Origin of the sequence: Bacillus sp. 7705b, assembly GCF_002289525.1 — a bacterium.
GTDB lineage: Bacteria > Bacillota > Bacilli > Bacillales > Bacillaceae > Bacillus > Bacillus halotolerans.
On record NZ_NSDH01000014.1, the window covers coordinates 51368 to 77972 of the forward strand.

Below are 26605 nucleotides of genomic sequence, written 5' to 3' on the forward strand. Positions count from 1 at the left end.
GGTGATATGACATGGCACAAAATCAGAAATTATATGAGTATCTGTCTCAGCATGCAGAAGAAATAAGTTCTACATGGTATGAAACAATCGAGGAAACTGATCCGAATTCAATCTATGCATCAACAGACCCGGCCGTCATTAAAAATTTAAAGAGCCAGAATCTTGCTTTCAATTATAAGATCAGCCGTATCTTTATAGATGAAGAAGAGGTTTACTTGCCCATTCTAAAAGCCTGGGCATTTGAAGTCACCCAGGATCAAGAGCATTTAAAAACGCCTATCCACTATATTATCCGTGAGTTTGTCAGAGTGAGAGACTTGTATATTTCCTATGTGAAGGACTTTGTTCATATCAATCAGGATACCGTGAAAAGCGAAGAAGCCGAGGATTTGTATCACACCCTTATTAAGGCGTTTGATCTTGTGATTCATATTTTTATAGAAGAAATGTACAAAAACACAAGCCTTCAGCTTCAAGCCCAAAAGGATATGATCACTGAATTGAGCGCCCCGGTAATCGTGCTGTTCCACAGTGTGGGACTGCTTCCGTTAATCGGTGATATTGATACCGTCCGCGCTAAATTGATCATGGAAAATACATTGAATCAATGTGCGAAAAAAAAGGTGACGCAGCTTTACATTGACTTGTCCGGAGTAGCGGTAATTGATACCATGGTTGCCCACCAGCTGTTCAGTCTGATTGAGGCGCTGCGTTTGATCGGCGTTTCATCCACATTGTCGGGGATCCGCCCGGAAATTGCGCAAACCGCGGTTCAGCTCGGTTTGTCTTTTGAGGACATCTCACTGAGATCTACTCTTGCATCAGCGATTGCATCTGACTTGAAATTAAAAAAGGTATAAGGTCCCCTCAAGGGCCTTATACCTTTTTTTTAATCATTCCATTGATATGTCCAATACACTTCTTCTTCAAACCATGTTGCCATAACAGGTTCATTGTTTTTCAGTTTTTCCTCAAGCTCTCGGAGCATACCTTCCGTCTGGGTGCGATGAGCTCTTAACGCGTTCATTTTAATATCTGCCACTTCTTTGATATCAAGTACGACGTCTGCTTCGCCAAGCACCTCTTCCCTATTGCGTGTAATAGCCATGCATAGTGTGCGCGGACGGTCTTCTTTCTTTTTGCGGTACAATGCCCGGATGACCGCTTCCCCGCATGCATCATGGTCAGGGTGCACGCCATGTCCCGGATAAAATGTGACAATTAAGCTTGGTTTTACATCATCTATGATTTCTTCCATGATATCAGCTAAATATTCATCGTCTTCAAACTCAAGCGTTTTATCCCGAAGTCCGAGCATTCGCAAGTCATTAATATCCATTTCTTTGCAGGCGTTGATAAGCTCTTGTTTTCTTAATAATGGCAAGGTTTCCCGATTAGCAAAAAATGGATCTCCCATATTTCTGCCCATTTCGCCTAACGTAGCGCAAGCATATGTAACGGGCACATCTTTTTTTCTGTTTAAAGCAATCAGACCCGCCACACCGTATGATTCGTCATCAGGGTGAGGCAGGATTACAAGCACGTGTTCTTTCATTATTTTTTCACCCTTTTCTTTAAACTGTGAACGGTTTTTCACTGATTTGAAGTGAAATAGCCAGTTTTCCGCCCGGCAAGTGTCCTGCCATTAATAAGCGGTTTTCTTCATCCACTGTGTACTCAGTCAGGCCTTCAGCATAAATCCAGCCCTCTTCTGTTTTTAAGCCGACCCGGTAAGGCCCGCTCCCTTTGATTTTAGCTTGATGATAGGTTACCTTCGCATTGCGTATATAAGCAACAACCGTCATGTTTTTTTCATTTAAATGTGCCGAGTAAGAACCGGTTGTGGTTTCTAAATGGATATATACAGGGCGGTCCGCATATCGTTCTAAAGATGCTTGCACATCTTCTTTTATGATTGCTTTCATAATTGCTCCCCTCTTTCTACTTTTAAATACTGTACGCGTTCTGTATGTAATTTGACCAGTTGATATTTGACAGCCGGTTCCAGCTGTGAATTCACAATGCGCTGTATAGCGGCATAATATTTTTCCAGCATAGGTTTACGGAGTCTCGGATGTGTTCTCTTATCCAAAAGCTCAAGATCAATTGCCTCTGTAACCGCTTCTGCATCTTCGTTTGAGAAAGAGCGGCTGTTCCATAGCGAGGCGTATGCTTTTCCTATTTCTATATCATTGTCCATCGTCCTGCTCCTTTATGTCTTACATACATGAAATGATTATACATAATATATACTCAAACTGAAAAGCCAAAGGCTCAATGGCTTTTTGATGCCCGTTTCCATTTCACTTGTGAAAACGTAAACAAGACTAATGCAGCCCATATACAGGCAAAGGTAAATGCCTTCGAGCTTGAAAATGGCTCATGGTAAATGAACAGCCCGATCAGCAAGGTGATGGTCGGTGCAATATATTGTAATATACCGACTTGATACAGCGGCAGCCGCTTCGCCCCTTCAGCAAACAATAAGAGCGGCAGCGCGGTAAACACACCGGCAAAAAAGAGAAGCACCCATGCCCCGCCGCTTTCTGCACCCTCAGGCTGAATATGGCCGCTAAGCAGCAAATACCCCAATGCAATCGGCATAATCATGAATGTCTCCAGCATTAAACCGATAGCGCTTGAAAGACTAGTTCTTTTTTTGGTAAATCCGTATAAGCCAAAGCTGAATGCAAGCAGCAGCGCGATGTACGGAATGGAGCCGTATTGAAACGCAGAAATAATAACGCCGGCTGCCGCTATCGAAACTGCAACCAATTGAAGGCGATTCAGCTTTTCCTTTAAAAACAAAATGCCGAGAAGAACTGACACAAGCGGATTGATGTAGTAGCCAAGACTTGCTTCTAGCAGAAATCCATGATTGACAGCCCATATGTATACAAACCAGTTAACCGAAATGAGAATTGAAGCGAGAAATAAAGATAGTATGCCTCCGTTCTTTTTTAAAGACCGCAGCTCATGCCACCCCGTTTTCCATTGACGCAAGAAAAAAAGCACGATACACATAAAAACAAAAGACCAAATGATACGGTGAGCTAAAATATCAAGTGCCGGCAGCTGTTCAAGAAGCTTCCAATAAAGCGGAAACAGCCCCCACATCGTAAAGGAAACGGCTGTGTAAAGAACGCCTTTTTTTGTTTCTGAATGATGCATATTATGTCCCTGCCTTTCTTTAGAGCATCTTATATTATATCACGTGAAAGATCGAGCAGGCATATACTATTTTGTCCGTGAAGAAAGGTGTGACGAAGATGTTTGAGTGGAACAAGTACTTTCCTTTCCAAAATCAATTTTCCAAGGAAGCATTAAAAAAGGCCGATCCAAAAGAGGTTGAGCATTATGTAAACAGTGTAATGGAAAGTGTGTTCGGAAGTGATTACGCGGCTCAATTTCCATTTCGCGATCCTCTCCCGACTAAAGAAAAAACAAAGCGCACCGAACCTGATATAGATATATTCGAAACAGCAGACCATGTGTTTGTAAAGGTTTCAGTAAGCGAAAGCCAGCTGGAACAGCTCAAAATTAAACATACATCACATACATTACTGATTGAACATTTCCCGGGTTTGACTCATCCTAAAAAAGTAAATCTTCCCTGTCTTGTCAAGCGGAAAGGAACGAAAGCCGTATATAAAGACGGCCATCTGGAAGTCATGTTTCATAAACAGCAGGACTACAATATGTCCGAGGTAGAAATTATGCGATAAAAAACGGCCTGCTTCTGTGCAGGCCGTTTTTTGCTAATAGAAACCGGGATAACCTCCGCCATACGGTCCCCCGGGGCCGTATGGCGCACCTCCGTAACCGTAAGGAACAGGCGGATACGCATAGGGACGCGGATAATTAAAAAGAGCACTCCCAAGAAAACCGCCTAATAAACCGCCGACTAAAGGAGCGCCAAACAAAAAAGGGTTTCGTTCCGGGTATCCGGCCGGACCTGGGTTCCCGCGATAATACGAGTGTTGAGGGTACATGATTATTTCCTCCTTTATGTCTGCCTATATGTAAGGTATTCATCCAGGAAGAAAAACGATTGGGCTATTGTTATATTGATTTTTACTGATAAAGCATTATTACAAAAATAGTCCGGCCAATAAAACACAGCCCAGTCCTGTTACCGAGAGGACCGTTGTGAGCAGCGTCCATGTTTGAAACGTTTCCTTCATGCTCACGCCGTCAGAAATGACAAAATAAAAACCCCGGCAACAGTGATAAAAATCGGCATGGCTAACCTCCATTTTCATGTTGTTTTTGACAATATCTCCGGATGTTTATTAGAAAACGCTTTCATTTAAACGAAATAGGATCTTCGTGGTGATATAATTGTCATCTTTTGATCAACTATTATTTTCATACTAACCTCCTAATCAATTACTGCCAGTAATATTTATGATTTCATAGGCTGTCAGACAACAATGCAGTTATATATTGATCAATTATTGGTTATATGTTATGTTTTTATCTATCAATTGGCTTCAGATAACAAAACAATGTGATAACATGCTGATAAAATCAGTGTCACAAAAGGAGGAATTCAAATGCCATTATTACGTTTCGATCTGATAGAAGGCCGTAATCAAAAAGCATTACAATCGCTATTAGACACTGCTCATCAAGCAATGATAGAAGCGTTTGGCGTGCCGGAGAGTGACCGATATCAAATTGTGCACCAGCATCCCGCGAATGAGCTCGTGATTCACGATACCGGATTAGGATTTCATAGAAGCAAGGATTTGATCGTGATCAGCATTACAAGTAAAACAAGAACAAAGAGCCAAAAAGAGAAATTATATGCCTTGCTGGCTGAAAAACTAGAAGCAGAATGCGGTATTTCCCCGGAAGACCTAATGGTTTCCATTACGGAAAACGGTGATGCTGATTGGAGTTTCGGGCTCGGCGAGGCACAATTTTTGAATGGTAAGTTATAAGATGGTGAAACTTCTTCATCTGCTTTACACTTAGCAAATGGCCAGTCAATGAAATAAAAAAAGAGAGATCCTTATTCAAGACCTCTCTTTTTTTATTTCTTTTTCAAAAAAGCAGAAATAACCAGAATGAAAACAGCCAGCAAAACGAAATATAACGGTTTGATCCAGATTTGGTGGATAGAATCAGGGTCTCCCTTTTTATAACCAGTTTCGATGCCTATGTAATTCCAATGAAAGCTGACAGGGTTTTGATCGTATATATAAAATTCAGGCAGATAGAGTTCCGGTTTGCTGATTTGAACAACAAGATAAATGATGATTCCCATTAACAACAGGATAGCTGTTAGTAACTTTTTCACGGAAGGACCCTTTCCTATTTTTGTATGTTGACATCATCCTAACATCTCTTTTTATATATGTAAAATAAAAGCTGATTCATAACATGGCTCCTAAAATAAAAAGTCATGTAAACGGTATGACCCACTTACATGACTTTCTCACTGAAACAAACCCTTTCTGCGGATGCTCTGTTTCTTTCCATTATTTCTCTTCTTCGCACACTGTAACACCAGGCTCACAAAATTGATCGGCCCACGCTTGCATTTCTTGAAATACGGCTTGCAGCGCGGTTCCTTTTTCAGTCAGCGTATAGATCACTTTTACCGGTGTCTCGGGAAGAACCCGGCGTTCAACAATTTCGTTTTGCTCTAGCTCTTTAAGGCGCTCTGCCAGCATTTTTTGGCTGATCATCGGTATGGTTTCCGTTATCTCTTTAAATCGTTTCGGCCCATCCATTAGTACATGGATGATCAGACCGTTCCATCGTTTTCCCAGCAATGAGAAAGCTGACTCCATTTTAGGGCACATTGTATTTCCCACTAGTCTTCATCCCTTCATCTATTGTTTGACAAGTATTCACTGATCCATTAAAATTATCTTTCAAGTTACATTTAGTAAGCTTCTAACTTTTCTATTATCATACCACGTTTACCCGAAGGAGGAAACATTATGACTGATACTCTGGACATTTTGCAAGCACGGGCATCTGTTAAGGAATATGATACGAATGCCCCGATCTCTAAAGAGGAACTGACTGATCTTTTGGAGCTCGCCACTAAAGCGCCTTCTGCATGGAATCTGCAGCACTGGCATTTTACAGTTTTCCACAGCAATGAATCAAAAGCGGCTCTTCTGCCTGTAGCATATAATCAAAAACAAATTGTTGAATCTTCTGCTGTCGTTGCCATTTTAGGCGATCTAAAAGCGAATGAAAACGGTGAAGACGTTTACGCTGAACTGGCAAACCAAGGTTTCATCACGGATGAAATCAAACAAACGCTTCTTGGCCAAATTAACGGTGCTTACCAAAGTGAACAGTTCGCACGCGATTCCGCTTTCTTAAATGCTTCATTGGCTGCTATGCAGCTTATGATTGCCGCAAAAGCGAAAGGTTATGATACCTGCGCAATCGGAGGATTTAATAAGGAGCAGTTCCAAAAGGAATTTGATATCAGCGAGCGCTATGTTCCGGTTATGCTTATTTCTATCGGGAAAGCAGTGAAACCTGCACACCAAAGCAACCGCTTGCCTCTATCAAAAGTATCAACTTGGCTGTAAATCTAAGAAAAACCTTAGTCCGGATAAACACGGACTAAGGTTTTTTTATTGAAACGTATCTTTGTACCATTGGCGAGCCTGTTCAGCTTCATGCTGTGTGAGCTGATGGCCCCCATCCTGCCAAAAAACTGAAGCAGATGCCCCGCTGTCAAGCAAACAGCGGTGAAGCTCTTCCGATTCTTCCTTTGTGCAAAGCGGATCATATTTTCCCGCCCCAATGAAAACAGGAAGCCCTGTCATATTGGGAAGCTCAAGCCCCCGTATCGGCACCATAGGATGATGCAGAATAGCCCCCTTTAAAACATCCGCATAATGAAAAAGCAGGCTCGCTGCGATATTTGCGCCGTTTGAGTAGCCGACTGCAATCACTCGGCTCCGGTCAAACTGATGCGTTTGTGCCGCCTCGTCGATAAAATCTTTCAATTCTTTTGTCCGCTCAACAAGATCCTTTTCATCAAATACACCTTCGCTGAGGCGTTTGAAAAAGCGCGGCATTCCATTTTCGAGCACTGATCCCCTGACACCCAGCAAATGAGCATCCGGATCTATAAAACGGCCCAATGAAAGGAGATCATGTTCATTTCCTCCGGTTCCATGTAACAGCAGTAAGACGTTATCAGATGTCCCTCTTTCAAAAATATGCTTCATCATGTCCCCTCCTACAATTCAGGCAAAATATCTGTAATTTGTTTGCGGTGTTGCTCCAGCCATTCAGGCAGCTTTAAGGATGTCCCCAGCTCATCAAACGTTTCATCTGTCATAAAGCCTGGTTCATCTGTGGCAATTTCAAATAAAATGCCGCCTTTTTCCCTGAAATAAATTGATGTGAAATACTCCCTGTCCAGAATTTCTGATGAAGGGAGATGTTTTTCAGCAATAAGCGGCTGCCATTTAGCCTGCTCCTCACTCGTTGTCCGAAACGCTATATGATGAACTGTTCCATAACCTCCGACGCCTCTTTTTTCCGGCTGCAAATGAACGTCAATCACGTTTCCGACAGCCGCTGCGGATTTCAGTCTAACGATCTGATCTTCTTCCGCTACTTTGCTGTATCCGAAGCTTTCCTCTAACAATTGAATCGTTGCTTGCGGATCATAGGAGTACAGCAGCACGCCTCTCATTCCGGTGATGGCTTCATGTTCTGAAATGCCGTCAGGTGTCCACTCGCTTTTTCCGCTTTCGCCGTCTTCCATGATTGCTAACGGAAGGTCTTCTGTATCATCAAAGATCAGAGCGTGTTCCCCGCATAGCATTTTCTCCTCTGCATTCAGTCCATTATTTTGAAGGCGTTCCTTCCAGAAAGCCAGAGAGCCTTTAGGGACTGAAAAGTAAATTCGGCCGGCTTGGCCTTTCCCTACCGTCCCCTGCCCGCTTCCTTGGAACGGGAAAAAGGTAATAATGGTCCCTGGATCTCCATTTTGATTCCCAAAGTAAAAATGATATGTTCCCGGGTCATCGAAATTCACTGTTTTTTTGACAAGCCGAAGCCCGAGCACTTCTGTATAAAATCGCAAATTTTCTTGCGGATCTCTGGCAAATGCTGTGACATGATGCAATCCTTCTGTTTTCATCTTTTCACTCCTAAATTATCTTGATTTCGAGATATTTATTATTTTAAACCTATAATGTGCAGGATGCAAACCATGTGATTTAATTAAATAATTGAAAAAATCATTTTTTTCTAATAATTATCTTGTGATCTTATCTTACAACTGCTATTATAGTGAGCATTATCATCTTTCAGGAGGAAAGTAAATGGTTAAAAAAGCACTTATTGTTATACTCATCATTTTACCATTCATTCAGCTTGCACTTTTGCCGTTTGTGAATCGAATCGAACCGATTATTTTCGGCCTTCCTTTTTTCCATTTTTGGCTGCTGCTGTGGATTATCATTACGCCGGTATGTTCGTTTGGCATTTACCTGGTGCAAAAAAAAGATGGAGGAATTGAATGATGCAAGGAAATCTCACTGCACTTATGATTACGGCTATTATCGTATTAACTGTTGTCTGTATCGGATTTCTCGCCGGGAGAGACAAATCATCGCGAACCTCGGTGGAAGAATGGTCTGTCGGCGGCAGACGTTTTGGAGGCCTTCTCGTTTGGTTTTTAGTTGGCGCTGACCTTTACACGGCATATACTTTCTTAGGCCTGACCAGTACGGCTTACACAGGCGGAAGTGTTGCGTTTTTTGCAATTCCTTACTCCGTATTGGCTTATTTTATCGCCTATTTCTTCCTGCCGAAACTTTGGAAAGTTGCGAAAATTCACAAATTAACAACTCTCGCTGATTATGCGCGGGAACGTTTTGACAGCAAGCTGTTGGCAAGTCTCGTTGCAATTGTCGGTGTCCTGATGCTTATCCCATATATCTGTCTTCAGCTTAGCGGAATTCAAGATACGCTTCAGGTGGCGGGAACCGGCTATATCAACGTAAAGTTTGTTGTCATCATCTCATTTATTCTAGTTGCTCTTTACACGTTTTTCAGCGGGATTAAAGGGCCTACTTTTACAGCCATTATTAAAGATATTTTAGTATGGGTGATTATGCTGTTTATGGTCGTTTCCCTCCCTCTTATTCATTTCAACGGCTGGACGCCGATGATTGATACATTGGTGAAGGAAGCGCCGCAAATGCTGACGATACCGACAGAGGGCCCAAAAGGCATCCCTTGGTTTATTACAGCATCTATTGTATCCGCCTTGGCACTTTTTATGTGGGCGCATGCCGCTACAGGTGTATTTACGGCGAAAAGTGCCGATGCAGTTAGAAAAAACAGCATGTTTTTGCCGCTTTATAACATCGTTTTAATCTTAGTTATTTTCCTTGGTTTTATCGCTTTTCTTGTGCTGCCGGAAGATACAAATCCAAGACTGGCGCTGCTGCATCTGATTCAGACGTCTTACGGCGGCGTGGCACAAGGTTTTGCATATGCCACTATCGCCCTAGCTTCATTGATCCCTTGTTCGATCATGGCTATCGGAGCATCGAATTTATTTGCCAATAACTTATACCGTGACTTGATCCATCCAAATGTGTCACAAAGCAAACTGACCCTTATTACACGTTCCATGGTGTTTGTCGTGATCGGTCTTGCTCTTCTATTTGGAATGCTGTTCCCGACTGCCTTAGTAACACTTCAGCTTTTAGGCGTTTCCGGTATGGTGCAGATCTTCCCCGCGATTGCCGTCAGCTTATTCTGGAAGAACCAAACGAGAGAGGCGACAGTGATCGGATTATTAGCCGGCCTTGCGGTTACGTTTATTGTGTATATCACTCAATCTGCACACGGCATTTATGAAGGTTTCTGGGGATTGTCCGCCAATATCATCGCTGTAATCATTCTCAATCCGCTGTTTGTAAAAAGAGCAGGTTCAAATCCAGTCAAAGAAGGTTTATTTGGTAAAAAAACTGAACCGAATCCGAATCAGAAGGGTGCTTAAAAAAAAGCCATACGCGGTAGCCGCGTATGGCTTTTTTACATTTCTTTTTTCAGCGTTTCAATTGCTTTTTTCATTTGCGTATCATTATTTGACAGCTTTTGTTGAAGTTCTGTCATTAGTTTTGTTGTAGTATCGCCAGTCAGCACGCCTGTTTGTTTCAGATTCTCTTTTTTCTGGAACTGTTTGACGACTGATACAAAATCTTGATCATACGTACTGTTTACCTTCACCTGATAGCCAAGTGCTTTCAGCATTTGCTGAGCGACTTTGACTTCAGTGCCTGTATTGCCTGATTTGTACGTTTTATCAGCGTCTAAATAAGGGAGCTTCGCGTAATCAGGAAGTTCTGCTTTCAATTGCGGCTTGATGCCTTTTTTATGAATCCACTCACCGTCAGCAGTCAGCCATTTGGCCATTGTCAGTTTGACTGTTGAGCCATCCTCATACTCTTTTGCGGTTTGCACTGTGCCTTTTCCGAATGTGGTTTCTCCAATTAACGGAATGCCTGACGATTCATGAAGGGCAGCGGCCATGATTTCTGCAGCGCTCGCTGTTCCGTCATTTACTAAAACGACAGTCGGCTTTGTGACTTTTCGTTCTTTTTCCGCTTTCATGACTTCTTTTGAGCCGTTTTTGTACTCAACCTGCATAATATTTTTACCTTTATCAATAAACAGATTGCTCATTGTAATCGCCTGGTCCATTAAGCCGCCCGGATTGCCCCTCAAGTCTAAAATATAGCCTTTGACACCTTTTTTCTCTAAACTGTCGATCGCATTTGTCAGCTCTTTAGCAGTTGTTTCAGAGAAAGAAGTGATTTGGATCTCACCGATATTGTTGTCTTTCACCTCAGAATAGACGGTCTCAACAGGAATCGTATCGCGCTTAATGGAAAGATCAATCTCTCCCACTCCCGCTCTGTTCAGCTCAAGCTTCACTTTTGTGCCCTTTTTGCCGCGGATTAAAGCGACGGCTTCATTTACATTCATGCCTTTTACGCTTTTACCGTTTACTTTCAGGATTTGATCCTTCGGTTTGATTCCGGCTTTTTCAGCAGGTGAACCTTTGATTGGCGCAACAATAAGGATTTCACCGTCTTTTTCCTCTACTTGCGCTCCTATTCCTTCAAAGGATGCAGAAATGCTTTCTTCGAATGATTTTCCTTCCTCTTGATCCATATATGTAGAGTAAGGATCGTTCAGAGACTCAATCATTCCTTTAATTGCTCCGTCTACTAATTTGTCATCATTTGTTTTCTTGTAATAATCACTTTTGATTTGCTCATACGCTTTATTTAATTTATCGAACTTACTATCTCCTGCGCTTGTTGATTTCTGGCCCAGAATGCTTGAATTGCCCGTAATAAATAAAGTCAGCGCCGAAGCGACAACCGCAGTGATCAGCACAACAAAAAACAGTTTCAATTGCCGTTTCAATTAAACACCACCTTTTCTTCTTACATTATTATCATGGACGATTTCCTATTCGTCAACTCGGAGCAGAAAATATAGAGATCCGCCCTTCTTTATCGTTTCATAAACCTATGTCTTTTCACGACATATAATAACGAAAAAGGAGGATACCATTTTGAGCCGATATTTAGAAATGCTGTCCTTATTCGGTGTCTCAGGTGCACATCCAGGCGGGCTTGCTTTTTCAAAAGCCGTATTGCAAAAAGCGGCACCTCCGCCTGATCAGCCGATTCTTGATGCCGGATGCGGGACGGGGCAAACTGCGGCTTATTTAGGACATTTGCTTTATCCTGTCACAGTCGTTGATAAAGACCCTGTCATGCTTGAGAAGGCGAAAAAAAGATTTGCAAATGAAGGGCTGGCCATCCCTGCATATCTTGGAGAGCTGGAACATCTTCCGTTTTCTTCGGCGTCCTTTTCCTGCGTCCTGTCCGAATCCGTCCTCAGTTTTTCCCATCTGACATCCTCCCTTCAAGAAATTAATAGAGTATTGAAGCCGGGTGGAATGCTGATCGGTATTGAAGCGGCGCTTAAAAAGCCGATGCCTCCGCGCGAAAAGAAGCAAATGATGGACTTTTACGGTTTTACAAAGCTTTATGACGAATCGGAGTGGATAGACTCGATTCGTTCCCATGGATTTCAGAAAACAGAAACGATCACCCTTTTGCCGGAAGATATGGAATTTGAACCGACGACTGAAATGGATGTATCGCAAGCAATCGCTCCTATCTACTATGAAACGCTTCAGTCCCATTATGACCTCATGCAGGCATACAGCGAGTATATGGGTCATTGTATCTTTATCGCATACAAGTAAAACGGCGCTTCACCCCCTCTTTTCGTCCAACCTTTTTTGTTTATCTATCATAAGCTGATAGAAAGACGGATTAGGAGGGAATTATATTGGAAAAATACTATCATATCTGCCGGCAGCACCAAGGAAAAGTTGCTAGAATTACAGAAAGAAACGGCAGAGTCCACGTGGGCAGAATTACACGGGTAACCAACAGCAAGGTCTTTATTGCTCCAGTTACTTCAGGGGGCCCAAGAGGCGGATTTGGCTATGGATATTGGGGCGGCTACGGATATGGATATGGAGCCGCATACGGTATTGGCCTTGGGCTGATTACAGGTGTGGCGCTCGCCGGTTTATTCTTTTTTTAATGGAAAAACCCGCTTAACCAATGGTAAGCGGGTTTTTATTTTATATCTTCTTCACTTTTTCAAAGTATTCTTCTAATGTTAAGTCATTTTCATGGATAACCTTTGCAGCCTTTTTGCCTACATAACGCAAATGCCATGGTTCGTATTCGTACTTCGTGATGTCTTCTTTGTTTTTAGGATAGCGAATGATAAAACCGTATTTATAAGCATTGTTCTGCACCCATTTTCCGTCTTCGGTGCTGCCGAACGCCTCATTTAGCTCAAAACCGTTGCTTCGGCTGGAAATATCCATTGCCAGACCTGTTTGATGTTCGCTTTCACCCGGATATGCGACAGCTTCTCTTGCTTTCTTTTCCCCTTTTAAGCTTACTTCATTTTTAAAGATAACCTGCTGTCTGTCATACGAGCGGTATCCTGACACGGCTGCCAGCTCATAGCCATCCTTTTTCGCAGCATCAAACATCGTTTTTAATGCGTCTGCTGCTTCTTTTCTGATGTATCGCTTTTGTATTTTCTCTTTAAAAGAAAACTCGACATCAGGGATAACTAGATCGCTAGGTTCATAGTCTCCTGGCAGTGCGTATTGCTTATTGACAAGGGCGAGGATATTTTTTGGATTTTGAATGGTTTCCAGGCCGTCCACTTTTTTAATGTTATTGAAAAACTTGCTTTCCAATAAGAACTCACTGTCCTGCGTATTTGTTTTTTTGCTGTCAGCTGTTTTTTCTTCTGTCTGTTTTGATTCTGCAGTGGTTTTCGTATCCTTTTGAGCATCCCCATTTGACATGCTGCAGCCGGCTCCGACAATTGCCGTCACACTCAGAGCGGCGGCCAGCGAGAACCATTTACCGGACTTTTTCATAATCACATTACCTTCCTTTTATCAATCGTTTCCGTATCCATAAAGAAGAGGCTGCCGGCACCCAGCACGCCTCTTCATTTATTTTATTTTGATACAGAATGTAAAGCCACTTCTATCATATCATGAAAAGTGGTTTGACGCTCTTCTGCTGTTGTTTCTTCTCCTGTTAATACGTGATCGCTCACGGTCAGGATGGACAGCGCTTTTCTACCGTGCTTCGCTGCCAATGTATACAAAGCGGTTGTTTCCATCTCTACCCCGAGCACACCGTATTGGGCAAGCTTCTCAATTTGAGAATCGTCATTGTAGAACTGGTCAGCAGTAAATACACTGCCTACCGTCACCGGTACGCCTTTATCCTTAGCGGCGTCATAGGCATTTTTCAAAAGCTCGAAATCTGCGTTAGGCGCGAAATCGATACTTCCAAAAGCGACTCTGTTCATTTGTGAATCAGTAGAAGAAGTCATGGCCAAAATGACGTCGCGCACTTTGACATCTTTACGGATGGCGCCGCAAGAGCCTACTCTTATTAAGTTTTGCACATCATAGCTTTGAATTAATTCATTGACGTAAATTGAAATGGACGGAACGCCCATGCCCGTGCCCTGCACAGAGATTTTTTTGCCTTTATATGTACCTGTAAATCCATACATGCCTCTGACTTCATTATAGCATTCCACATTTTCAAGATACGTTTCAGCGATAAATTTTGCTCTTAAAGGGTCCCCCGGCAATAGTACCGTATCCGCAATTTGTCCTTTTTCCGCACCGATATGTACACTCATCTCATATCCTCCTATAAACCAAAATTAACGATCAGTCCGTTCATTTTACAACGGATGTCATGATGAGACAAACTTCAGCATTGATTATAAAGGAATGTTCCGAAAAAAGAAAATGATCCGAGGTATTTTTAGGCGCCATTAGAGAAAATCGGGATAATTGAGCCGCTTATATGAGAACCTAACGGCAAAAGGAGGGATGAAACATGGGTAAAAAACAGCGTAACCGAATAACCGGACAAAAAAAGAACAACCACATACCTGCTAAAGACGTTATCGCGGCTGAAGAGGCGCACGAAAAAGAGCATTCCGCGGCCAAACGAAAACCTTAAAAAAACAGAAAACTGCGGATATCCGCAGTTTTCTTTCGCTATGTTGTTTGCACAATCAGACGATTGATTTTCCTCCATCCGGCGGGAAGCAGTTTATAATATGTTTTCCCTTTTCTGCCTTCATCAATCAAAATCACATCCCCTGTGGCCATAAATCTCGCATCATAATCACTTGGAACAGTATCGAATACATTAAACAAAGAGAATGCTCTTTTTAGCACGTCTTGATGATTGCTCCCGTTCAGTTCAGTTCGATAGACGGCTCTGTAGCCTTTTTTTTCACCAAACCGGGGTGTTTGAAATATTGTCACATCGTAAAAACAAGACTTCTTTTTAAACACGGATAACATCATCAAGATCCCTCCCTTTTATTTCTATAACATATTGGCGTTTCGCCCTCTTTTTCCTCTCTCTACTTTTGTCGAAACGAATGAAACTTTTCGTCAAAACCTTTTTACGAGGAAAAACAGCAGCAGGCCGAGACTGAAGCCTCCTAAAACGTCAGTTAAAAAGTGCACGCCGAGGTAGACTCTGCTGGCACCAACCAAAATAACGACAGTACCGGCAATTATGTATACCGCTTTTTTATGCTTTGACAAAAACGGGATGTGTTTCACTAAAAAGTAGGCGATTACAGGATAAACACAAGCAGCGTTCATGGAGTGGCCGCTCGGAAAGCTGAAGGACGACTCATGAACGAGCGGTTCAAAATCCGGCCTTGCCCGTTCGATCCACTCTTTTAATATTTTGTTTAACAGACGATCCGCACCGAATATGAAGAGCATCAAAAGACCGTCCAAGGTTCTCTTGTAAAAAAACAGCCCTGCCCCAATGACTACGATAAGTGGCAGTAAAAAGGAAGTAGCACCAAGATGTGTCACCCAAATCATCACATCGTTCAGCCAAGGCTGACGGATAGCTGCGGCTACCTTACTGATCATTTCATCTGCTGATTGAACAGCAGATGTATGAATAACCGCGGCTAAAAAAAGAAAGAGAAGAAACAGACTGACTGGCTTGTACAAGATTTTCCCTCCTTTATTTCTCAAAAATTCATATCAGCCGAATAAAAAACCGGAGCTGGCCGCTCCGGTTTCAAGCCTTAACAATCTTCATCCAGCTCTTCATCTATCATACATTTTTCTATCAGATAATCAAAGGTAATATCGGCGATTTCAAACAGCTCATCTTCACTCGGTATGTAGCCCCGTCTTGCAAGCTCTCTGTAAAAAAATTCAGCGATTTCTTCCGTGTCAATCACAAGATCTATTTCTTTCATAACCGTACCGCCTCCTTTTTTATGTTTTATGAAAAAACGGGATGAATTATACCCGGTGTTCTAAACAATTCTTTCATTCATATACATTGAATAAAAAAACAAGCCATAGGAGGCTGACAAATGATTGCTAAAATGATGGAAGCACTGGACGGAGAAAGATTTGATATCATAATGGAAAAAACGCTCAAAGGTATGACGCATGTCATGATTTGGGGCTGTCTGCCTTACTTTTTATATGTGGTCATCCGCTTGTTCACAAACTAACTGAAGTGTTCTTTTAAACTTTCCAGCACAAACATCATCATATCTTTATATTCTTCATCTTTAAACATTTCGTACAGAATTTTGTAATCGTTGTAAATATCCAAAAGCTCATCAACAATTGATACAGCCAGGATGCGCAGGGTATCTTGATCTTCATCTTCGCCTTCAAACTGAAGAAGAGCAGACGGTACAATATCTTCGCCGATCTCATGGGCAGTTTCTCCGACATAGTGGACAAACAAAAGCTGATGCACAAACTGGTCCATTTCATACTTTCTGAGTACCAGCGTGAGATCCTCTTCCTCCGTTTCAAGCCACTCTCCATCCTTTAAACGAGTCAGCTCATAAATAATATCTTCCCAGCCATCTTCTAAATATCTCCAAATTTCTGTTCTGTGGCCGATAATGCGAAAGAGTTCTTTTCCATAATCTTTTACATAAACGACATCTCCAATGAGGAATTCATATTCAATATCAAGTTTTTCCATATCGACAATGACGCCTTCATAATCTTTATATAATTGAATGGACGATTCAAAATATAAGACTTCATTGTGGTTTACTTCATAAAGATAGTGCTTATCGATTTGGTGCACTTTTGTGATTGTGCCGACTGTCCCATACATAATGACGACTACGATATCCCCTACTTGGAATTTCGGTTTATTTTGCTTCACGGTGTCTCCCCCTCGCCGCAACATTTCTCATACGCTATCGTATGCTGGGTTACACCAATTCGCATGGGCATGAAAACCATTGGAAGTATCCAATTATGGTATGTGTATGCGCACAAAAAAATCCGCAGCAAATCTGCGGATTTAAACATGTGGTTATTTGCCGTGCACCTCGGCCTCGTATTTTTCCCAAGCTTCATCAAACGTAGCCATCGTGTCCAGATAATCAACATTCAGCTCCAAATATGAACTGATTTCGTGATAATCGGTTGATGTTTTCGGGAAGCTGTGATCCTCATACGCCTGATTGGCAAACTCGCTGATGCTGTCCTGCGGCTTAGGATGTCTGTATTTCAATAAATAGTGATAAAAGGATTTCATGGGTTTCCCCTCCTGGTGTCTGTCTTTTGTTGTTCTATTATACAGTGCAAGTGTAAAATTACAACAAAAGAATAACGAAACATCATTCAGGAAAAATCAAAATAGTTGCGTTTTAATATCCTTTCCGTTTCCATGAGCTGTTGATACGTCAGACTTTCAGGGAGTTTTTTTGTGTTGATTAAAAACAGCTGATCCTCAATATCCTTTATCGTCGAATCCTCTTGGTAGGCCATTCCGCAAGAAGAGCAAATCATCGCGGGGATGTTTGTCAGCTCTATGGCTCGTGTGCCGTCAGGAAGCTCCCAATAAACCGTGTTCGTGCCAGGCTGCGCCTCAGGCACACCGCACCATTCGCATGTTTTCATGAAGAATTCCCCCCGCTTTCTGCCTCTTTTTCTTTTTTCTGCTGGGCTAAAAATTTCTTTTCCTTTAGCTGGTCTCTTTTCTCCCGCCGGTCCTTTAAAGTTTCATGCCCTGGCTTCGCTGTATATGCTTCTCTCCTTTTGATTCTGGCCACGTTTTCCGGTGTGAAAGAAATCTCTTTGTCGGCAAGGATGGCACTCAGTCCAATTGGCTCTTTTTTGTCGACAGCTTCAGGAAAAACAGACTCAAAATAGGCGTCAGCCTGGTTAGGGATATAATGTTCAGGTTCCGGATAAGAGGTAATGACTCCTTCAAAATTTCTCAAGATGATTTTGTCAGGACTTTGCGATAAAACATAATTTGGCTGCAGTGCGATCTTCCCGCCACCGCCTGGTGCGTCAACGACAAAGGTTGGTACCGCGTAGCCTGAAGTATGGCCTCGCAGCCCTTCAATAATCTCCAGCCCTTTTGAAACCGGAGCTCTGAAATGTCCGATGCCTTCTGAGAGATCACATTGGTATATATAATAGGGACGGACTCTGATTTTCACCAAGTCATGCATAAGCTTTTTCATAATTGTTACCGAATCATTAATGCCTGCTAGCACGACGGCCTGATTTCCGACCGGCACACCTGCGTTCACCAGCTTTTCGCAAGCCTCAACGGATTCCTCCGTCATTTCGATGCTTGTGTTGAAATGGGTGTTCAGCCAGACCGGATGATATTTCTTTAAAATATCGCACAGTTGATCGGTGATTCTCTGAGGGAAAACGACAGGCGCTCTTGTGCCGATTCTGATAATTTCCAGATGGGGTATACTGCGCAGCTCTTTTAAAATGTATTCTAAAATTTGATCATTGATCAGCAACCCGTCCCCGCCTGAAATCAGGCAGTCCCGGATCTCGGGTGTCTCCCGAATGTAGGCGATCGCGGCATCAAGCTGCTTTTTAGGGACACCCATTCCGATTTGACCGGAAAAACGCCTCCTTGTGCAGTAGCGGCAGTACATGGAGCATTGGTTCGTGACAAGGAACAGGACTCGGTCGGGATAACGGTGTGTCAGACCGGGTACCGGAGAGTCTTCATCCTCATGAAGCGGGTCTTCCAGGTCGTATTTTGTTTTGTGCATCTCTTCAGAGAGCGGCACAGACTGCATCCGTATCGGACATCTGGGGTTGTCGGGATCCATTAAGGAAGCATAATAGGGTGTGATATTTAAGGGGATCGTTTTAGTAGAAATTCTGACGCCTTCCTCTTCTTCTTCGGTCAGGTTAATCACTTTTTTCAAGTCATCTAATGTTCTTACAGTATGGGTCAGCTGCCACAGCCAATCATTCCATTTTTCTTCCGGAACATCCTTCCATAACTCTATCTCCTTCCAATGCCGTTTCGGTTTATACCATTTGTTTGTCAAATGAAATTCCTCCTCGTGCATTTCTTTTTGACTTACAGGCGCTTGCACCAGATATTCATATTTTCGAGCCCTTCTCCTATATAACAATTATTGATCAGCCTTCCGCCATACTGATACCCGGAATGATACAGGACAGCATTCATGCCAAAAGATGCAGCGCGGGCGAGTGAAAATACTTGAAAGATATCTTGCTCTCTCATTTCTTTTTCTAATGCATCTATTAAAATACTTGTCAGCGAACGGCCCCGATAATCGGGAAGCACGGCACAGTCCGTCATTTCGGCATGCCCCAGCTCAGGATTGATATCTGCGCTCGCCGCGCTAATCAGACGGTCATCTTCAAGCATGACATAATAAAGCGTATGCTCATTCATCGTCTTTTCAATATAGGCGGGATCAAACACAGGAGTCGGATACGTGCGGAATACTTTTTTATACAGCATAGATAACTGATACATGTCGTTTGTTTCTGCTTTTCTCATTGTAAAAGGAGACCTGTCTTCGATTTGTGACTGAGGCTTCATTTTATATAATAGCTCTATCATTTCCTGCTCGGATAAATAGGTATCTGTTTGTCTTCGTTTTTCTGTGAGATAACGGACCATAACGGCAGCGCGATGGCCGAGATAGTAGCCTTCGAGAAAGCCCTCCGGCGTAAACAATTGTTTAGCCAGCTCTGCCTCGTCATGCTGTTTAGTGTACACAATAATTTTTTCGGCACCCTCCTCTTCAGCCGCTGTCATAATATCAGACAAGGCTTCCTGAATAGCGCCTTCATAACGAATGACTCTAATTCGTTTATTAAAGCGGTCATTGTCTATGACAGCCGTAACACCGCTATTCTTTACCGTTTTGATCATCAGCATCCTCCCCGTCTGTATGAAGCCCGCACCAATCCATCACAAAAAGAGCAATAATTTTAGCTGATTCTAACATGGCTTCAACCTCAATATACTCGTTTGCCTGATGTGCCGTTTTCGTCTCTCCCGGTCCAAAAACGATAACAGGAGTATCTCCCGCATGATACAAAAGGCCGCCGTCTGTCCCCCAAGGCGACGCTTCGATGATCGGCTCTGTTTGTTTTATTTTTTGATAGGCTGATTGCAAAACTGATAGTAAAGGATGGCCATCAGGCAAATCATTCGGCAGCCATTGAGCCCCGAACCATTCCACTTGAATTGGATGGCGTTTAAACCATTCATCATGGTATTGTAAATCTTTCAGCCAGTTTTCCAATTCCATTTTCACGGCTTCAGGCTTTTCATGAGGAGCAATTCCGCACCTTCCTTCTATGACGACGCGGTCTGCTACCGAGGACGGCCATGTTCCGCCTGAGATGGTGCCAATATTGATTGGAACGGGGATTGGGATATGATTATAAAGCGGGTCAGAAATTCTTGCATTGCGGACTTTTTCAAGCTCTTGAATGGCTGTAATGACATGCATGCTTTTTTCAATGGCGCTGACACCTTCATACCGTGTGCCTCCGTGTGCCGCTAATCCTTTAACCGTGATCCGAAACCACATCGAGCCCTGCTGTTTAATAAAAAGCTTCATATTGGTCGGCTCCGGAATTAGCGCCCCGTCCGCACGGTAGCCTCTCATAATGGCAGAAAGTGTTCCGGCGCCGCCGCACTCTTCATCTATAACACTTTGAAACAATACATCACCTTTCAGTTTGACATCGCAGGCGTGCAGAGCTTCTAATGCAAATAGAAGGGCTGTATTGCCTCCCTTCATATCAGTGGAGCCGCGGCCGTAAATTTTACCATTTACTTCGGCAGCTTGAAACGGTTCATACTTCCATTCCTTCAAATTTCCTTCTGGCACAACATCGATATGCCCGTTTAAAATCAGAGATCGTCCTCCGCCCTCTCCCGTTTTTTTAGCGACAATGTTCGGGCTCTCATGAAAATCCGAACGGTCTGATATAAAATAAGGATGCTGTTTTAATTGTTTTAGGCTCGGCTCCCACACATCAATGTCCATATGAAATTGCCTAAGCTTTTCAAGAACTACTGCCTGGGCGTTAAATTCCTTGCCAAGTGTGCTTTTTTCTCCAACCAGCCTTTTCAAAAGACGAATGGCTTTGGCTGAATGCTGATCAAGCCATTCGATTACTTTTCTTTCAATGTCCTGCATCATCACTCCCCCTTTTAAGAAAAAGGCATATCTACCATTATTTCAGCGTCGGTCAGCCCGATCACCTCGTCAATTGTTGAGCCATTCATCAGTTCTTTTAAAATAAAATGATGCCGGCCAACTGCAAGAACTGCTTTTTCAGTAATGATCATATCTACACAGCCTGCTGCTGTTAACGGAAGGGTGCAGGCTTCTGTTAATTTAGGCCTCCCTTTTTGATCGGTATGGCTCATGACGACAACCACTTTTTTCGCTTTTTGGGCGAGCTCCATCGCACCGCCCATGCCTGGCACCTTTTTTCCGGGTACAAGCCAATTCGCAAGGTCTCCCGACTGGCTTACCTGCAAAGCGCCTAAAATCGTAATGTCAATCATGCCTCTTCTGATCATGGCAAAAGACATCGTTGTATCAAAATAAGATGCCCCCTTTACAGCACGGACAGGGAATCCCGCGGCGTTGCATAAATTTTCATCCTCATTCCCTTTTTCAGGACTTTCGCCAATCCCGAGTACGCCGTTTTCCGCCTGCAGCATAACCTGCATGTCAGGCGGCAAAAAGTTCGGCACCAAGGAAGGGATGCCGATACCGAGATTCACCATCATGCCTGGTTTGATTTCAGAAGCAGCCCGTCTGGCGATCTGCTCTCTTTCTGTTACTCCCAAGCCCATTTCCACCTCACCCCTTCGCTTCTCACAACCCCCTCAACAAAAACCCCAGGCGTTACAATCATTTCTTCTGCAATATCACCCATCGGCACAATCGTCTCAGCCTCGGCAAAGGTTCTTTTGGCGGCCATTGCCATAAGCGGATTCATGTTGCGCGCTGTTTTGTCATACGTTAAATTGCCGAATTCATCTGCAATGCAGGCATTGATGAAGGCAAAATCAGCCGTCAGCGCTTCTTCAACCAAGTATTGTTTCCCCGCTACAGACACAATCTCTTTTTTCTCACAAACCATTTGATTATCAATGCCGATATCGGTCAAAATGCCGCCAAGGCCGGATCCGCCGGCGCGAATCCGTTCTGCGAGCGTGCCCTGAGGCGAAAATCGAACCTCTAATGTGCCGTCTGTCATCTGTTTTCCGGCTACAGGATTTGAACCGATATGCGATGCAATCAGTGTCTTGACTCTTTTATTGACAATAAGCGGTCCAATCCCAATCTCCGGGAATCCGGCATCATTGCAAATGACAGTTAATTCTTTCACACCGCTGTCCAATATGGCTTCAATCAAAGAAGGAGGAGAGCCGACTCCTCCGAAGCCGCCAAACATAAGGACCGACCCATCACGCACATCTGCAATTGCCGATTCAATGCTGATCGTTTTTTGAAATGGTGCCATATTGATTTCAGTCCCTTTTCAGTTTTTTTCAACTTCTGCAACTGTTTCCGAAAAAGTTGATATAAGCTCTTCCATCTCTCCGTCTGAGATTGTGAATGGAGGAGCGATGATTACGGCATCTCCTTCCCCGCTGTCGATTCCAGCCTTGGAAGGATAGACAATGAGCCCGCGTTTTTTTGCTTCGCTGATGATACGCTGGGTCATCGACCGATCTTGCGGAAACACTCGCTTTGTCTTTTTATCAGCCACAAATTCAACGCCTAACAGCAGCCCTTTGCCTCGGACATCCCCAATGATGCCGCTTCGGTGCATCATCTCTTCAAGTTTCTTTTTCAGCTTGAAGCCCTTTTCTTCAGACTGTTTGATCAAGCCGTGTCTGATAACATAACGCAAAACCTCGAGAGCGGCTTTGGCTGAAAAGGGATGAGCACTGTATGTGTGACCGCTCATAATAATACCTGATCCTTGTTTTATCGTTTGGAGAACCGTATCAGACACAACTGCAGCTGCAATAGGCGCGTAGCCGGCACCGAGTCCCTTTCCAAGCACAGCGATATCAGGAACGGTATGCCAATGCTCTGTCGCAAGCATCCTTCCAGTTCTCCCAAGCCCGGTCATCACTTCATCCGCAATAAACAGCACGCCGTGTGAGCGGCACACCTCTTGCAATCTCTCATAATATCCAGAAGGTGGAGTGATTGCTGCTCCCGCGGCTCCAATAATAGGTTCTGCCACAAAGCCAGCAATAAACTGACTTCCGATTCTTTTTATAGCGGTTTCCAGCTCCTCCGCAGCCGTTTGAACAAAATCTTTTTTTGCCTCTTGATTCAGCCGATATATATGCGGGGCTGAGAGAGCGGGATAACGCTCTAGCAAATGGGTGAACCGGTACCTGCGTTCATAAAATCCCGACAATGAAAGCGCTCCCAAAGTTATTCCGTGGTAACTGCTCCATCGTGAGAGAAAGATGGATTTTTCTGTCTGCTTTTTTTCCTGCCAATATTGAATGGCGATTTTCATTGCCGTTTCTATAGCCTCTGATCCGCTATTGACAAAAAAAGACCAATTCAAGTCTCCCGGCAGCTGCTCGGCCAGTAAAGCAGCTAATTGCTCGGCCGGCTCACTCGTAAACTGCGAGCGGTAAGCAAAAGACACCTTATCAAGCTGTTCTTTCAGCTGCTCAGTTACTTCATCAACCCCATGGCCGATATTGCATGTCACCGCACCAGATGAGCCATCAAGATATTTTTTTCCGTTCTGATCATACACATATGTGCCCTTTGCATGACTGACAATCGGATATTCCGCATTAAGTTCTGGCTTAATTAAATAACTGCTCATGCTCCACCTCAAAAATCCCTTTTCTACATTGTATGAGTGTCCAAATAGCGGCATGACGCTCCCTATAAAATCTTTTTTCGCACAAAAAAAGAGCCCTTCCGAACTTCGAAAGGCTCTTGTGTTATTTCATCTAGCAAATAAAAGCGGCTCCGACGATAATTAGTAAAATGAACAAGACAACAATCAATACAAATGTATTTGTCCCGCAGCCAAATCCTCCGTAACCGTATCCATGACAATATCCATGCATATTGTTTTTCATCCTTTCTTATCACGATATACGGCATTGTATGCGGGCCAAGTCCCAAACGGTTTGTGCAAATGCCCATCTATGTAAGGAAATAATGAAAAACAGTGTGCACCCGCTCAAATTTTTTAAATTTGAGCTTTTCATAAAAATGAGTAACGCCATCAGAATTTGAGGCCACTAAATAAGCATCGTCCATTCCTAAAGATTTGGCAATAGACAGCATCTCACCCACAAGAATACTGCCGAAGCCCCTTCTTTGAAACTGATCCAAAATCGCCACCTCTTCAATTTTAGCCGTTTTCTCTTGCGAATCAATAAAAAGTTCCCCGCAGCCAATCGGAATGTTCTGTGATGAATCGCTGTAACAAACGACAAGCAAAATCGTACCTGCTTTGTAAAAAGGATATTTTCTCACTAATTTTTGTTCTGCGGTTGCCTCTCCTATATAAAGCGAGTCATAAATTTTCATGATAGAAGATCCGTCACTAAGACTCTTTGCCGTCCCCCATGCCGTGAAAGGATGTCCCGTCTGTCCCTTCCAGTCTTCAAGCTTCATGCAGTATAACAGCTCATCTTCAACCACAAAACCGCTTTTCACAAGCGACTGCTTCAAAACGAGCGGAAAAGCATGCTGAGGAGACGCTTTTAAATGGATATAATTCGCATTAAGCAGCTTCGGTACGGACGGCAAAAAATCAGGTATACGCTCCAATGGAAATGTATCATGAAGCTGTACAAAATTATGAGAAAAAATTTGCGGCAGCTTGGAATCTTTATATACACTGTAATGACCAAACAACTTCGATTCAGACGTTAACGATAGATATTGATGCTCCGTTTTTGAATAATGTCCTGTCATGAATGTCTCCTTTTTATGACCTATACATTTACTCGATTGCAATATTTAATTTCTTTATAATCTCATCGTACACCGGATAAAACGGCTTTCCAATTGGAAATTGCTGAATATTCCGGAAAGAAGCGGGTATTGGTTTCTGCTGCAAAAAGAATTTTCTCACCACTTGCTCGCTGATTGGATGAAAAACACCGTTTAGAAATAGAAACCGCTCGCGTTCTATAAAAAACAGCCTTCGTCCAGGCGGATTTGCGATCACCCCAGATCTGTCCCGCGTGATAGGCGGCCCTTCCTGCAGATCCTCGAGCATTTCTTTTTCAATCGTCAAAATATCTTTTCTTTTAAATTGATAAAATTGAAAAGCATGCTGACTTTCTATCCGTCTTTTTTTACCGGCGTCAATGTAAAATACTGCAGGCTGGTCAGCTTCTTTTACCAAAACATAATTCGGAATGTTTAAACATTTTCCCGTATGATATTGAAATAAATACGGATCGGGGATAACAACAGTCCGATCCAGATACACTGAACTCCATCTCTCCCCCACAGGATGCCGCACACCTTGATCAAGAAAATACACATGTTGATCAGATCCTTTTACAAACGTGCCGTCAATCAAATCGGCGGGCAGAAACTGATAAGCGTTTTGAAAGGAATTCGGGGTCTTATACGTTGTATCTAATACTTCATTTATCGGCAGGAACGGGGCAAATGTGTTTACTCTAATCCAAAAAATTGAGTCGCCGTGATTCCAATGCATCATATCATCGTCCCAATAGCTTCCATATTTATCTTTGATCCGATCAAGCAACGAACGGCGATGCATAACAGAGCAATGATCGACTTGAAAAGCGGCTTGATCAAGCACTGCATTGGCATCTCTGTAAAAATGGGAAATTTCCTCTCCTCTTTCGTTTACATGAACAACTTTTTGTTTTGAATAGACTGCCTGTGCTTCAGGATGACACAAAAATGTCTGCACCATACGGCTCAGCCGATCAGGATGATAAACTGTATCATCAGTAAGATAAGAAATGTAGTCGCCGGCGGCAAATGGAAGAGCGTTATTAATTAATGTGGCATAACGGGTTGTTTTTAATCGATTTTGAGGATGGACGAAGCTGTTTTTATAACGAATGCGCTGGTCATGAAGGTACTTGTGAATCACCGCAATCGTTTTCTCATTTGAATGGTCATCCATGACAAAAAGCTCCCAATTGCTATGAGTTTGATTGATGACACTCTCAATCGCCATTTGCAGATAATCAGGTTTGTTATAACTCGTTAAAATAATGGAAACTTTGTCCCCCATCTCTGCAAGCCTCCTATTGTCACACATGAAAACGGCTCCGCAGCAAGCAGAGCCTCTGTCAACATGTAAAAAGCACCTCAACTTACAATAGCAACATTTGATCCCGTTTGATTTAGCGGGTTCTGAAAAATAACCAAATCAGCCAGGGATTTTTACGATAACATTTTGAAGCGTATCTCCATTGATCAGATTGACTCTTGAAATCGGACACCAAGCTCTTGGCAACTACGAGCTGGCGTTTGAGACCAGATTGATTTCCGTCTGAAGCTGTTTGACGTATAAGCAGAATGAATAAAAACAGAATAAAATGCAATTCGTCGTCATTTTCTTCTTGGTTCACTTTGTTTTCTAAATCCAAACTTCCCT

The 26605-nt window shown here is 43.0% G+C and carries 36 protein-coding genes and 3 pseudogenes; 10 read left to right on the top strand and 29 right to left on the bottom strand.

Annotation, left to right across the window (positions count from 1 at the left end):
• The first annotated feature begins 11 nt into the window (after positions 1–11).
• Complete coding sequence (rsbRC, locus tag CJU60_RS04660) at positions 12–860, top strand: RsbT co-antagonist RsbRC (RefSeq protein WP_095713111.1); 849 nt, start codon at positions 12–14, stop codon at positions 858–860.
• Positions 861–889: 29 nt separating this feature from the next.
• On the opposite strand, the gene bshB2 is transcribed toward rsbRC, so the two are convergent.
• From bshB2 to rarD, 4 genes are all read right to left on the bottom strand, one after another.
• Complete coding sequence (bshB2, locus tag CJU60_RS04665; RefSeq protein ID WP_024121739.1) at positions 890–1555, bottom strand: bacillithiol biosynthesis deacetylase BshB2; 666 nt, start codon at positions 1553–1555, stop codon at positions 890–892.
• 19 nt (positions 1556–1574) lie between these two features.
• Entirely contained in the window at positions 1575–1925 is a 351-nt protein-coding gene (locus tag CJU60_RS04670; protein ID WP_010334594.1) for a YojF family protein, read from the bottom strand.
• Positions 1922–2200, bottom strand: coding sequence for a hypothetical protein (locus tag CJU60_RS04675; RefSeq protein ID WP_095713112.1), 279 nt, complete (start codon positions 2198–2200; stop codon positions 1922–1924). Before CJU60_RS04675 ends, CJU60_RS04670 begins: the two co-directional genes overlap by 4 nt.
• Positions 2201–2274: 74 nt before the next feature.
• On the bottom strand, positions 2275–3171 hold the full coding sequence (gene rarD / locus CJU60_RS04680; protein WP_095713113.1) for an EamA family transporter RarD: 897 nt from the start codon (positions 3169–3171) through the stop codon (positions 2275–2277).
• 98 nt (positions 3172–3269) lie between these two features.
• Here rarD and CJU60_RS04685 point away from each other — a divergent pair, with 98 nt between their 5' ends.
• Complete coding sequence (locus CJU60_RS04685) at positions 3270–3725, top strand: Hsp20/alpha crystallin family protein (RefSeq protein ID WP_024121742.1); 456 nt, start codon at positions 3270–3272, stop codon at positions 3723–3725.
• Between the two features lie 33 nt (positions 3726–3758).
• Here the strand turns inward: CJU60_RS04685 and CJU60_RS04690 are convergent, their stop codons facing one another.
• Positions 3759–3992 (bottom strand): hypothetical protein, encoded by a 234-nt coding sequence (locus CJU60_RS04690; protein ID WP_044155524.1) that lies wholly within the window; start codon positions 3990–3992, stop codon positions 3759–3761.
• Between the two features lie 99 nt (positions 3993–4091).
• A pseudogene (locus CJU60_RS04695) lies at positions 4092–4193 on the bottom strand (GntT/GntP/DsdX family permease); the annotation flags it as partial.
• A 363-nt stretch (positions 4194–4556) separates the two neighbouring features.
• Here CJU60_RS04695 and CJU60_RS04700 point away from each other — a divergent pair.
• Complete coding sequence (locus CJU60_RS04700; protein WP_095713114.1) at positions 4557–4946, top strand: tautomerase family protein; 390 nt, start codon at positions 4557–4559, stop codon at positions 4944–4946.
• A 92-nt stretch (positions 4947–5038) separates the two neighbouring features.
• Here CJU60_RS04700 and CJU60_RS04705 read toward each other — a convergent pair whose 3' ends face one another.
• The gene (locus tag CJU60_RS04705; RefSeq protein ID WP_095713115.1) at positions 5039–5305 is read right to left on the bottom strand and encodes a hypothetical protein; all 267 of its coding nucleotides are present in this window, start codon (positions 5303–5305) and stop codon (positions 5039–5041) included.
• 181 nt (positions 5306–5486) lie between these two features.
• Positions 5487–5825, bottom strand: coding sequence for a transcriptional regulator YodB (yodB, locus tag CJU60_RS04710; RefSeq protein ID WP_024121748.1), 339 nt, complete (start codon positions 5823–5825; stop codon positions 5487–5489).
• 129 nt (positions 5826–5954) lie between these two features.
• Here yodB and CJU60_RS04715 point away from each other — a divergent pair, with 129 nt between their 5' ends.
• Positions 5955–6563, top strand: coding sequence for a nitroreductase family protein (locus CJU60_RS04715; protein WP_095713116.1), 609 nt, complete (start codon positions 5955–5957; stop codon positions 6561–6563).
• Positions 6564–6608: 45 nt separating this feature from the next.
• Here CJU60_RS04715 and CJU60_RS04720 read toward each other — a convergent pair whose 3' ends face one another.
• Together CJU60_RS04720 and CJU60_RS04725 are read right to left on the bottom strand one after the other, a co-directional pair.
• Positions 6609–7211, bottom strand: a complete 603-nt coding sequence (locus CJU60_RS04720) for an alpha/beta hydrolase (protein ID WP_024121750.1) — start codon at positions 7209–7211, stop codon at positions 6609–6611.
• 11 nt (positions 7212–7222) lie between these two features.
• Positions 7223–8134 (bottom strand): ring-cleaving dioxygenase, encoded by a 912-nt coding sequence (locus tag CJU60_RS04725; protein WP_095713117.1) that lies wholly within the window; start codon positions 8132–8134, stop codon positions 7223–7225.
• Positions 8135–8318: 184 nt separating this feature from the next.
• Between CJU60_RS04725 and CJU60_RS04730 the strand changes: the two genes are divergently transcribed.
• Together CJU60_RS04730 and CJU60_RS04735 are read left to right on the top strand one after the other, a co-directional pair.
• Positions 8319–8519, top strand: a complete 201-nt coding sequence (locus CJU60_RS04730) for a DUF3311 domain-containing protein (RefSeq protein ID WP_044155515.1) — start codon at positions 8319–8321, stop codon at positions 8517–8519.
• Complete coding sequence (locus CJU60_RS04735) at positions 8519–10009, top strand: sodium:solute symporter family protein (protein ID WP_024121753.1); 1491 nt, start codon at positions 8519–8521, stop codon at positions 10007–10009. The genes CJU60_RS04730 and CJU60_RS04735 overlap by 1 nt, the downstream gene beginning before the upstream one ends.
• Before the next feature lie 35 nt (positions 10010–10044).
• On the opposite strand, the gene ctpA is transcribed toward CJU60_RS04735, so the two are convergent.
• Positions 10045–11445, bottom strand: a complete 1401-nt coding sequence (gene ctpA / locus CJU60_RS04740) for a carboxy-terminal processing protease CtpA (protein WP_095713118.1) — start codon at positions 11443–11445, stop codon at positions 10045–10047.
• Between the two features lie 151 nt (positions 11446–11596).
• Here ctpA and CJU60_RS04745 point away from each other — a divergent pair, with 151 nt between their 5' ends.
• A complete protein-coding gene (locus tag CJU60_RS04745) occupies positions 11597–12298 on the top strand; it encodes a class I SAM-dependent methyltransferase (RefSeq protein ID WP_095713119.1) in 702 nt (233 codons plus the stop codon).
• Between the two features lie 86 nt (positions 12299–12384).
• Positions 12385–12645, top strand: a complete 261-nt coding sequence (locus tag CJU60_RS04750) for a hypothetical protein (RefSeq protein ID WP_024121755.1) — start codon at positions 12385–12387, stop codon at positions 12643–12645.
• Positions 12646–12685: 40 nt separating this feature from the next.
• On the opposite strand, the gene CJU60_RS04755 is transcribed toward CJU60_RS04750, so the two are convergent.
• Positions 12686–13507, bottom strand: a complete 822-nt coding sequence (locus tag CJU60_RS04755) for a M15 family metallopeptidase (RefSeq protein ID WP_095713120.1) — start codon at positions 13505–13507, stop codon at positions 12686–12688.
• Between the two features lie 83 nt (positions 13508–13590).
• Positions 13591–14292 (bottom strand): purine-nucleoside phosphorylase, encoded by a 702-nt coding sequence (deoD, locus tag CJU60_RS04760; protein WP_024121757.1) that lies wholly within the window; start codon positions 14290–14292, stop codon positions 13591–13593.
• Between the two features lie 203 nt (positions 14293–14495).
• On the opposite strand from deoD, the gene CJU60_RS04765 reads away from it, so the two are divergent.
• Positions 14496–14621, top strand: a complete 126-nt coding sequence (locus CJU60_RS04765) for a hypothetical protein (RefSeq protein ID WP_024121758.1) — start codon at positions 14496–14498, stop codon at positions 14619–14621.
• A 38-nt stretch (positions 14622–14659) separates the two neighbouring features.
• Here the strand turns inward: CJU60_RS04765 and yodL are convergent, their stop codons facing one another.
• The 3 genes and pseudogenes from yodL to CJU60_RS04780 all read right to left on the bottom strand — a co-directional run bounded on the left by yodL (position 14660) and on the right by CJU60_RS04780 (position 15900).
• Positions 14660–14974, bottom strand: a complete 315-nt coding sequence (yodL, locus tag CJU60_RS04770; RefSeq protein ID WP_038954208.1) for a shape determination protein YodL — start codon at positions 14972–14974, stop codon at positions 14660–14662.
• A gap of 59 nt (positions 14975–15033) precedes the next feature.
• Positions 15034–15646: pseudogene (locus tag CJU60_RS04775) on the bottom strand (phosphatase PAP2 family protein).
• A 77-nt stretch (positions 15647–15723) separates the two neighbouring features.
• Positions 15724–15900, bottom strand: coding sequence for a YozD family protein (locus CJU60_RS04780; protein WP_010334612.1), 177 nt, complete (start codon positions 15898–15900; stop codon positions 15724–15726).
• A gap of 120 nt (positions 15901–16020) precedes the next feature.
• On the opposite strand from CJU60_RS04780, the gene CJU60_RS04785 reads away from it, so the two are divergent.
• Positions 16021–16164: a hypothetical protein gene (locus CJU60_RS04785; RefSeq protein WP_095713121.1), complete on the top strand. Its 144-nt coding sequence runs from the start codon at positions 16021–16023 to the stop codon at positions 16162–16164.
• Here CJU60_RS04785 and CJU60_RS04790 read toward each other — a convergent pair.
• The 13 genes and pseudogenes from CJU60_RS04790 to cgeC form a co-directional block, all read right to left on the bottom strand.
• Positions 16161–16841 (bottom strand): hypothetical protein, encoded by a 681-nt coding sequence (locus CJU60_RS04790; protein WP_010334614.1) that lies wholly within the window; start codon positions 16839–16841, stop codon positions 16161–16163. The genes CJU60_RS04785 and CJU60_RS04790 overlap by 4 nt on opposite strands.
• 153 nt (positions 16842–16994) lie before the next feature.
• The gene (locus CJU60_RS04800) at positions 16995–17219 is read right to left on the bottom strand and encodes a YozE family protein (RefSeq protein WP_010334616.1); all 225 of its coding nucleotides are present in this window, start codon (positions 17217–17219) and stop codon (positions 16995–16997) included.
• 86 nt (positions 17220–17305) lie between these two features.
• Positions 17306–17584 (bottom strand): YokU family protein, encoded by a 279-nt coding sequence (locus CJU60_RS04805; protein WP_095713123.1) that lies wholly within the window; start codon positions 17582–17584, stop codon positions 17306–17308.
• The gene (gene kamA, locus CJU60_RS04810; protein WP_095713124.1) at positions 17581–18996 is read right to left on the bottom strand and encodes a lysine 2,3-aminomutase; all 1416 of its coding nucleotides are present in this window, start codon (positions 18994–18996) and stop codon (positions 17581–17583) included. The genes CJU60_RS04805 and kamA overlap by 4 nt, the downstream gene beginning before the upstream one ends.
• 32 nt (positions 18997–19028) lie before the next feature.
• On the bottom strand, positions 19029–19856 hold the full coding sequence (gene ablB, locus CJU60_RS04815) for a putative beta-lysine N-acetyltransferase (protein ID WP_095713125.1): 828 nt from the start codon (positions 19854–19856) through the stop codon (positions 19029–19031).
• Complete coding sequence (locus CJU60_RS04820; protein ID WP_095713126.1) at positions 19834–21144, bottom strand: peptidase; 1311 nt, start codon at positions 21142–21144, stop codon at positions 19834–19836. The genes ablB and CJU60_RS04820 overlap by 23 nt, the downstream gene beginning before the upstream one ends.
• Positions 21145–21152: 8 nt before the next feature.
• Positions 21153–21806, bottom strand: coding sequence for a 3-oxoacid CoA-transferase subunit B (locus CJU60_RS04825; protein ID WP_024121766.1), 654 nt, complete (start codon positions 21804–21806; stop codon positions 21153–21155).
• Positions 21791–22480 (bottom strand): CoA transferase subunit A, encoded by a 690-nt coding sequence (locus CJU60_RS04830; protein WP_044155490.1) that lies wholly within the window; start codon positions 22478–22480, stop codon positions 21791–21793. The genes CJU60_RS04825 and CJU60_RS04830 overlap by 16 nt, the downstream gene beginning before the upstream one ends.
• 18 nt (positions 22481–22498) lie before the next feature.
• Positions 22499–23821: an aspartate aminotransferase family protein gene (locus CJU60_RS04835; protein ID WP_095713127.1), complete on the bottom strand. Its 1323-nt coding sequence runs from the start codon at positions 23819–23821 to the stop codon at positions 22499–22501.
• A 130-nt stretch (positions 23822–23951) separates the two neighbouring features.
• On the bottom strand, positions 23952–24083 hold the full coding sequence (locus tag CJU60_RS04840) for a YjcZ family sporulation protein (RefSeq protein ID WP_373271217.1): 132 nt from the start codon (positions 24081–24083) through the stop codon (positions 23952–23954).
• Between the two features lie 67 nt (positions 24084–24150).
• Entirely contained in the window at positions 24151–24930 is a 780-nt protein-coding gene (locus CJU60_RS04845; protein WP_095713129.1) for a spore maturation N-acetyltransferase CgeE, read from the bottom strand.
• 28 nt (positions 24931–24958) lie between these two features.
• Positions 24959–26239, bottom strand: coding sequence for a spore maturation glycosyltransferase CgeD (locus CJU60_RS04850; protein ID WP_095713130.1), 1281 nt, complete (start codon positions 26237–26239; stop codon positions 24959–24961).
• Between the two features lie 77 nt (positions 26240–26316).
• Positions 26317–26597, bottom strand: a pseudogene (cgeC, locus tag CJU60_RS04855) (spore maturation protein CgeC).
• Positions 26598–26605: the final 8 nt, after the last annotated feature.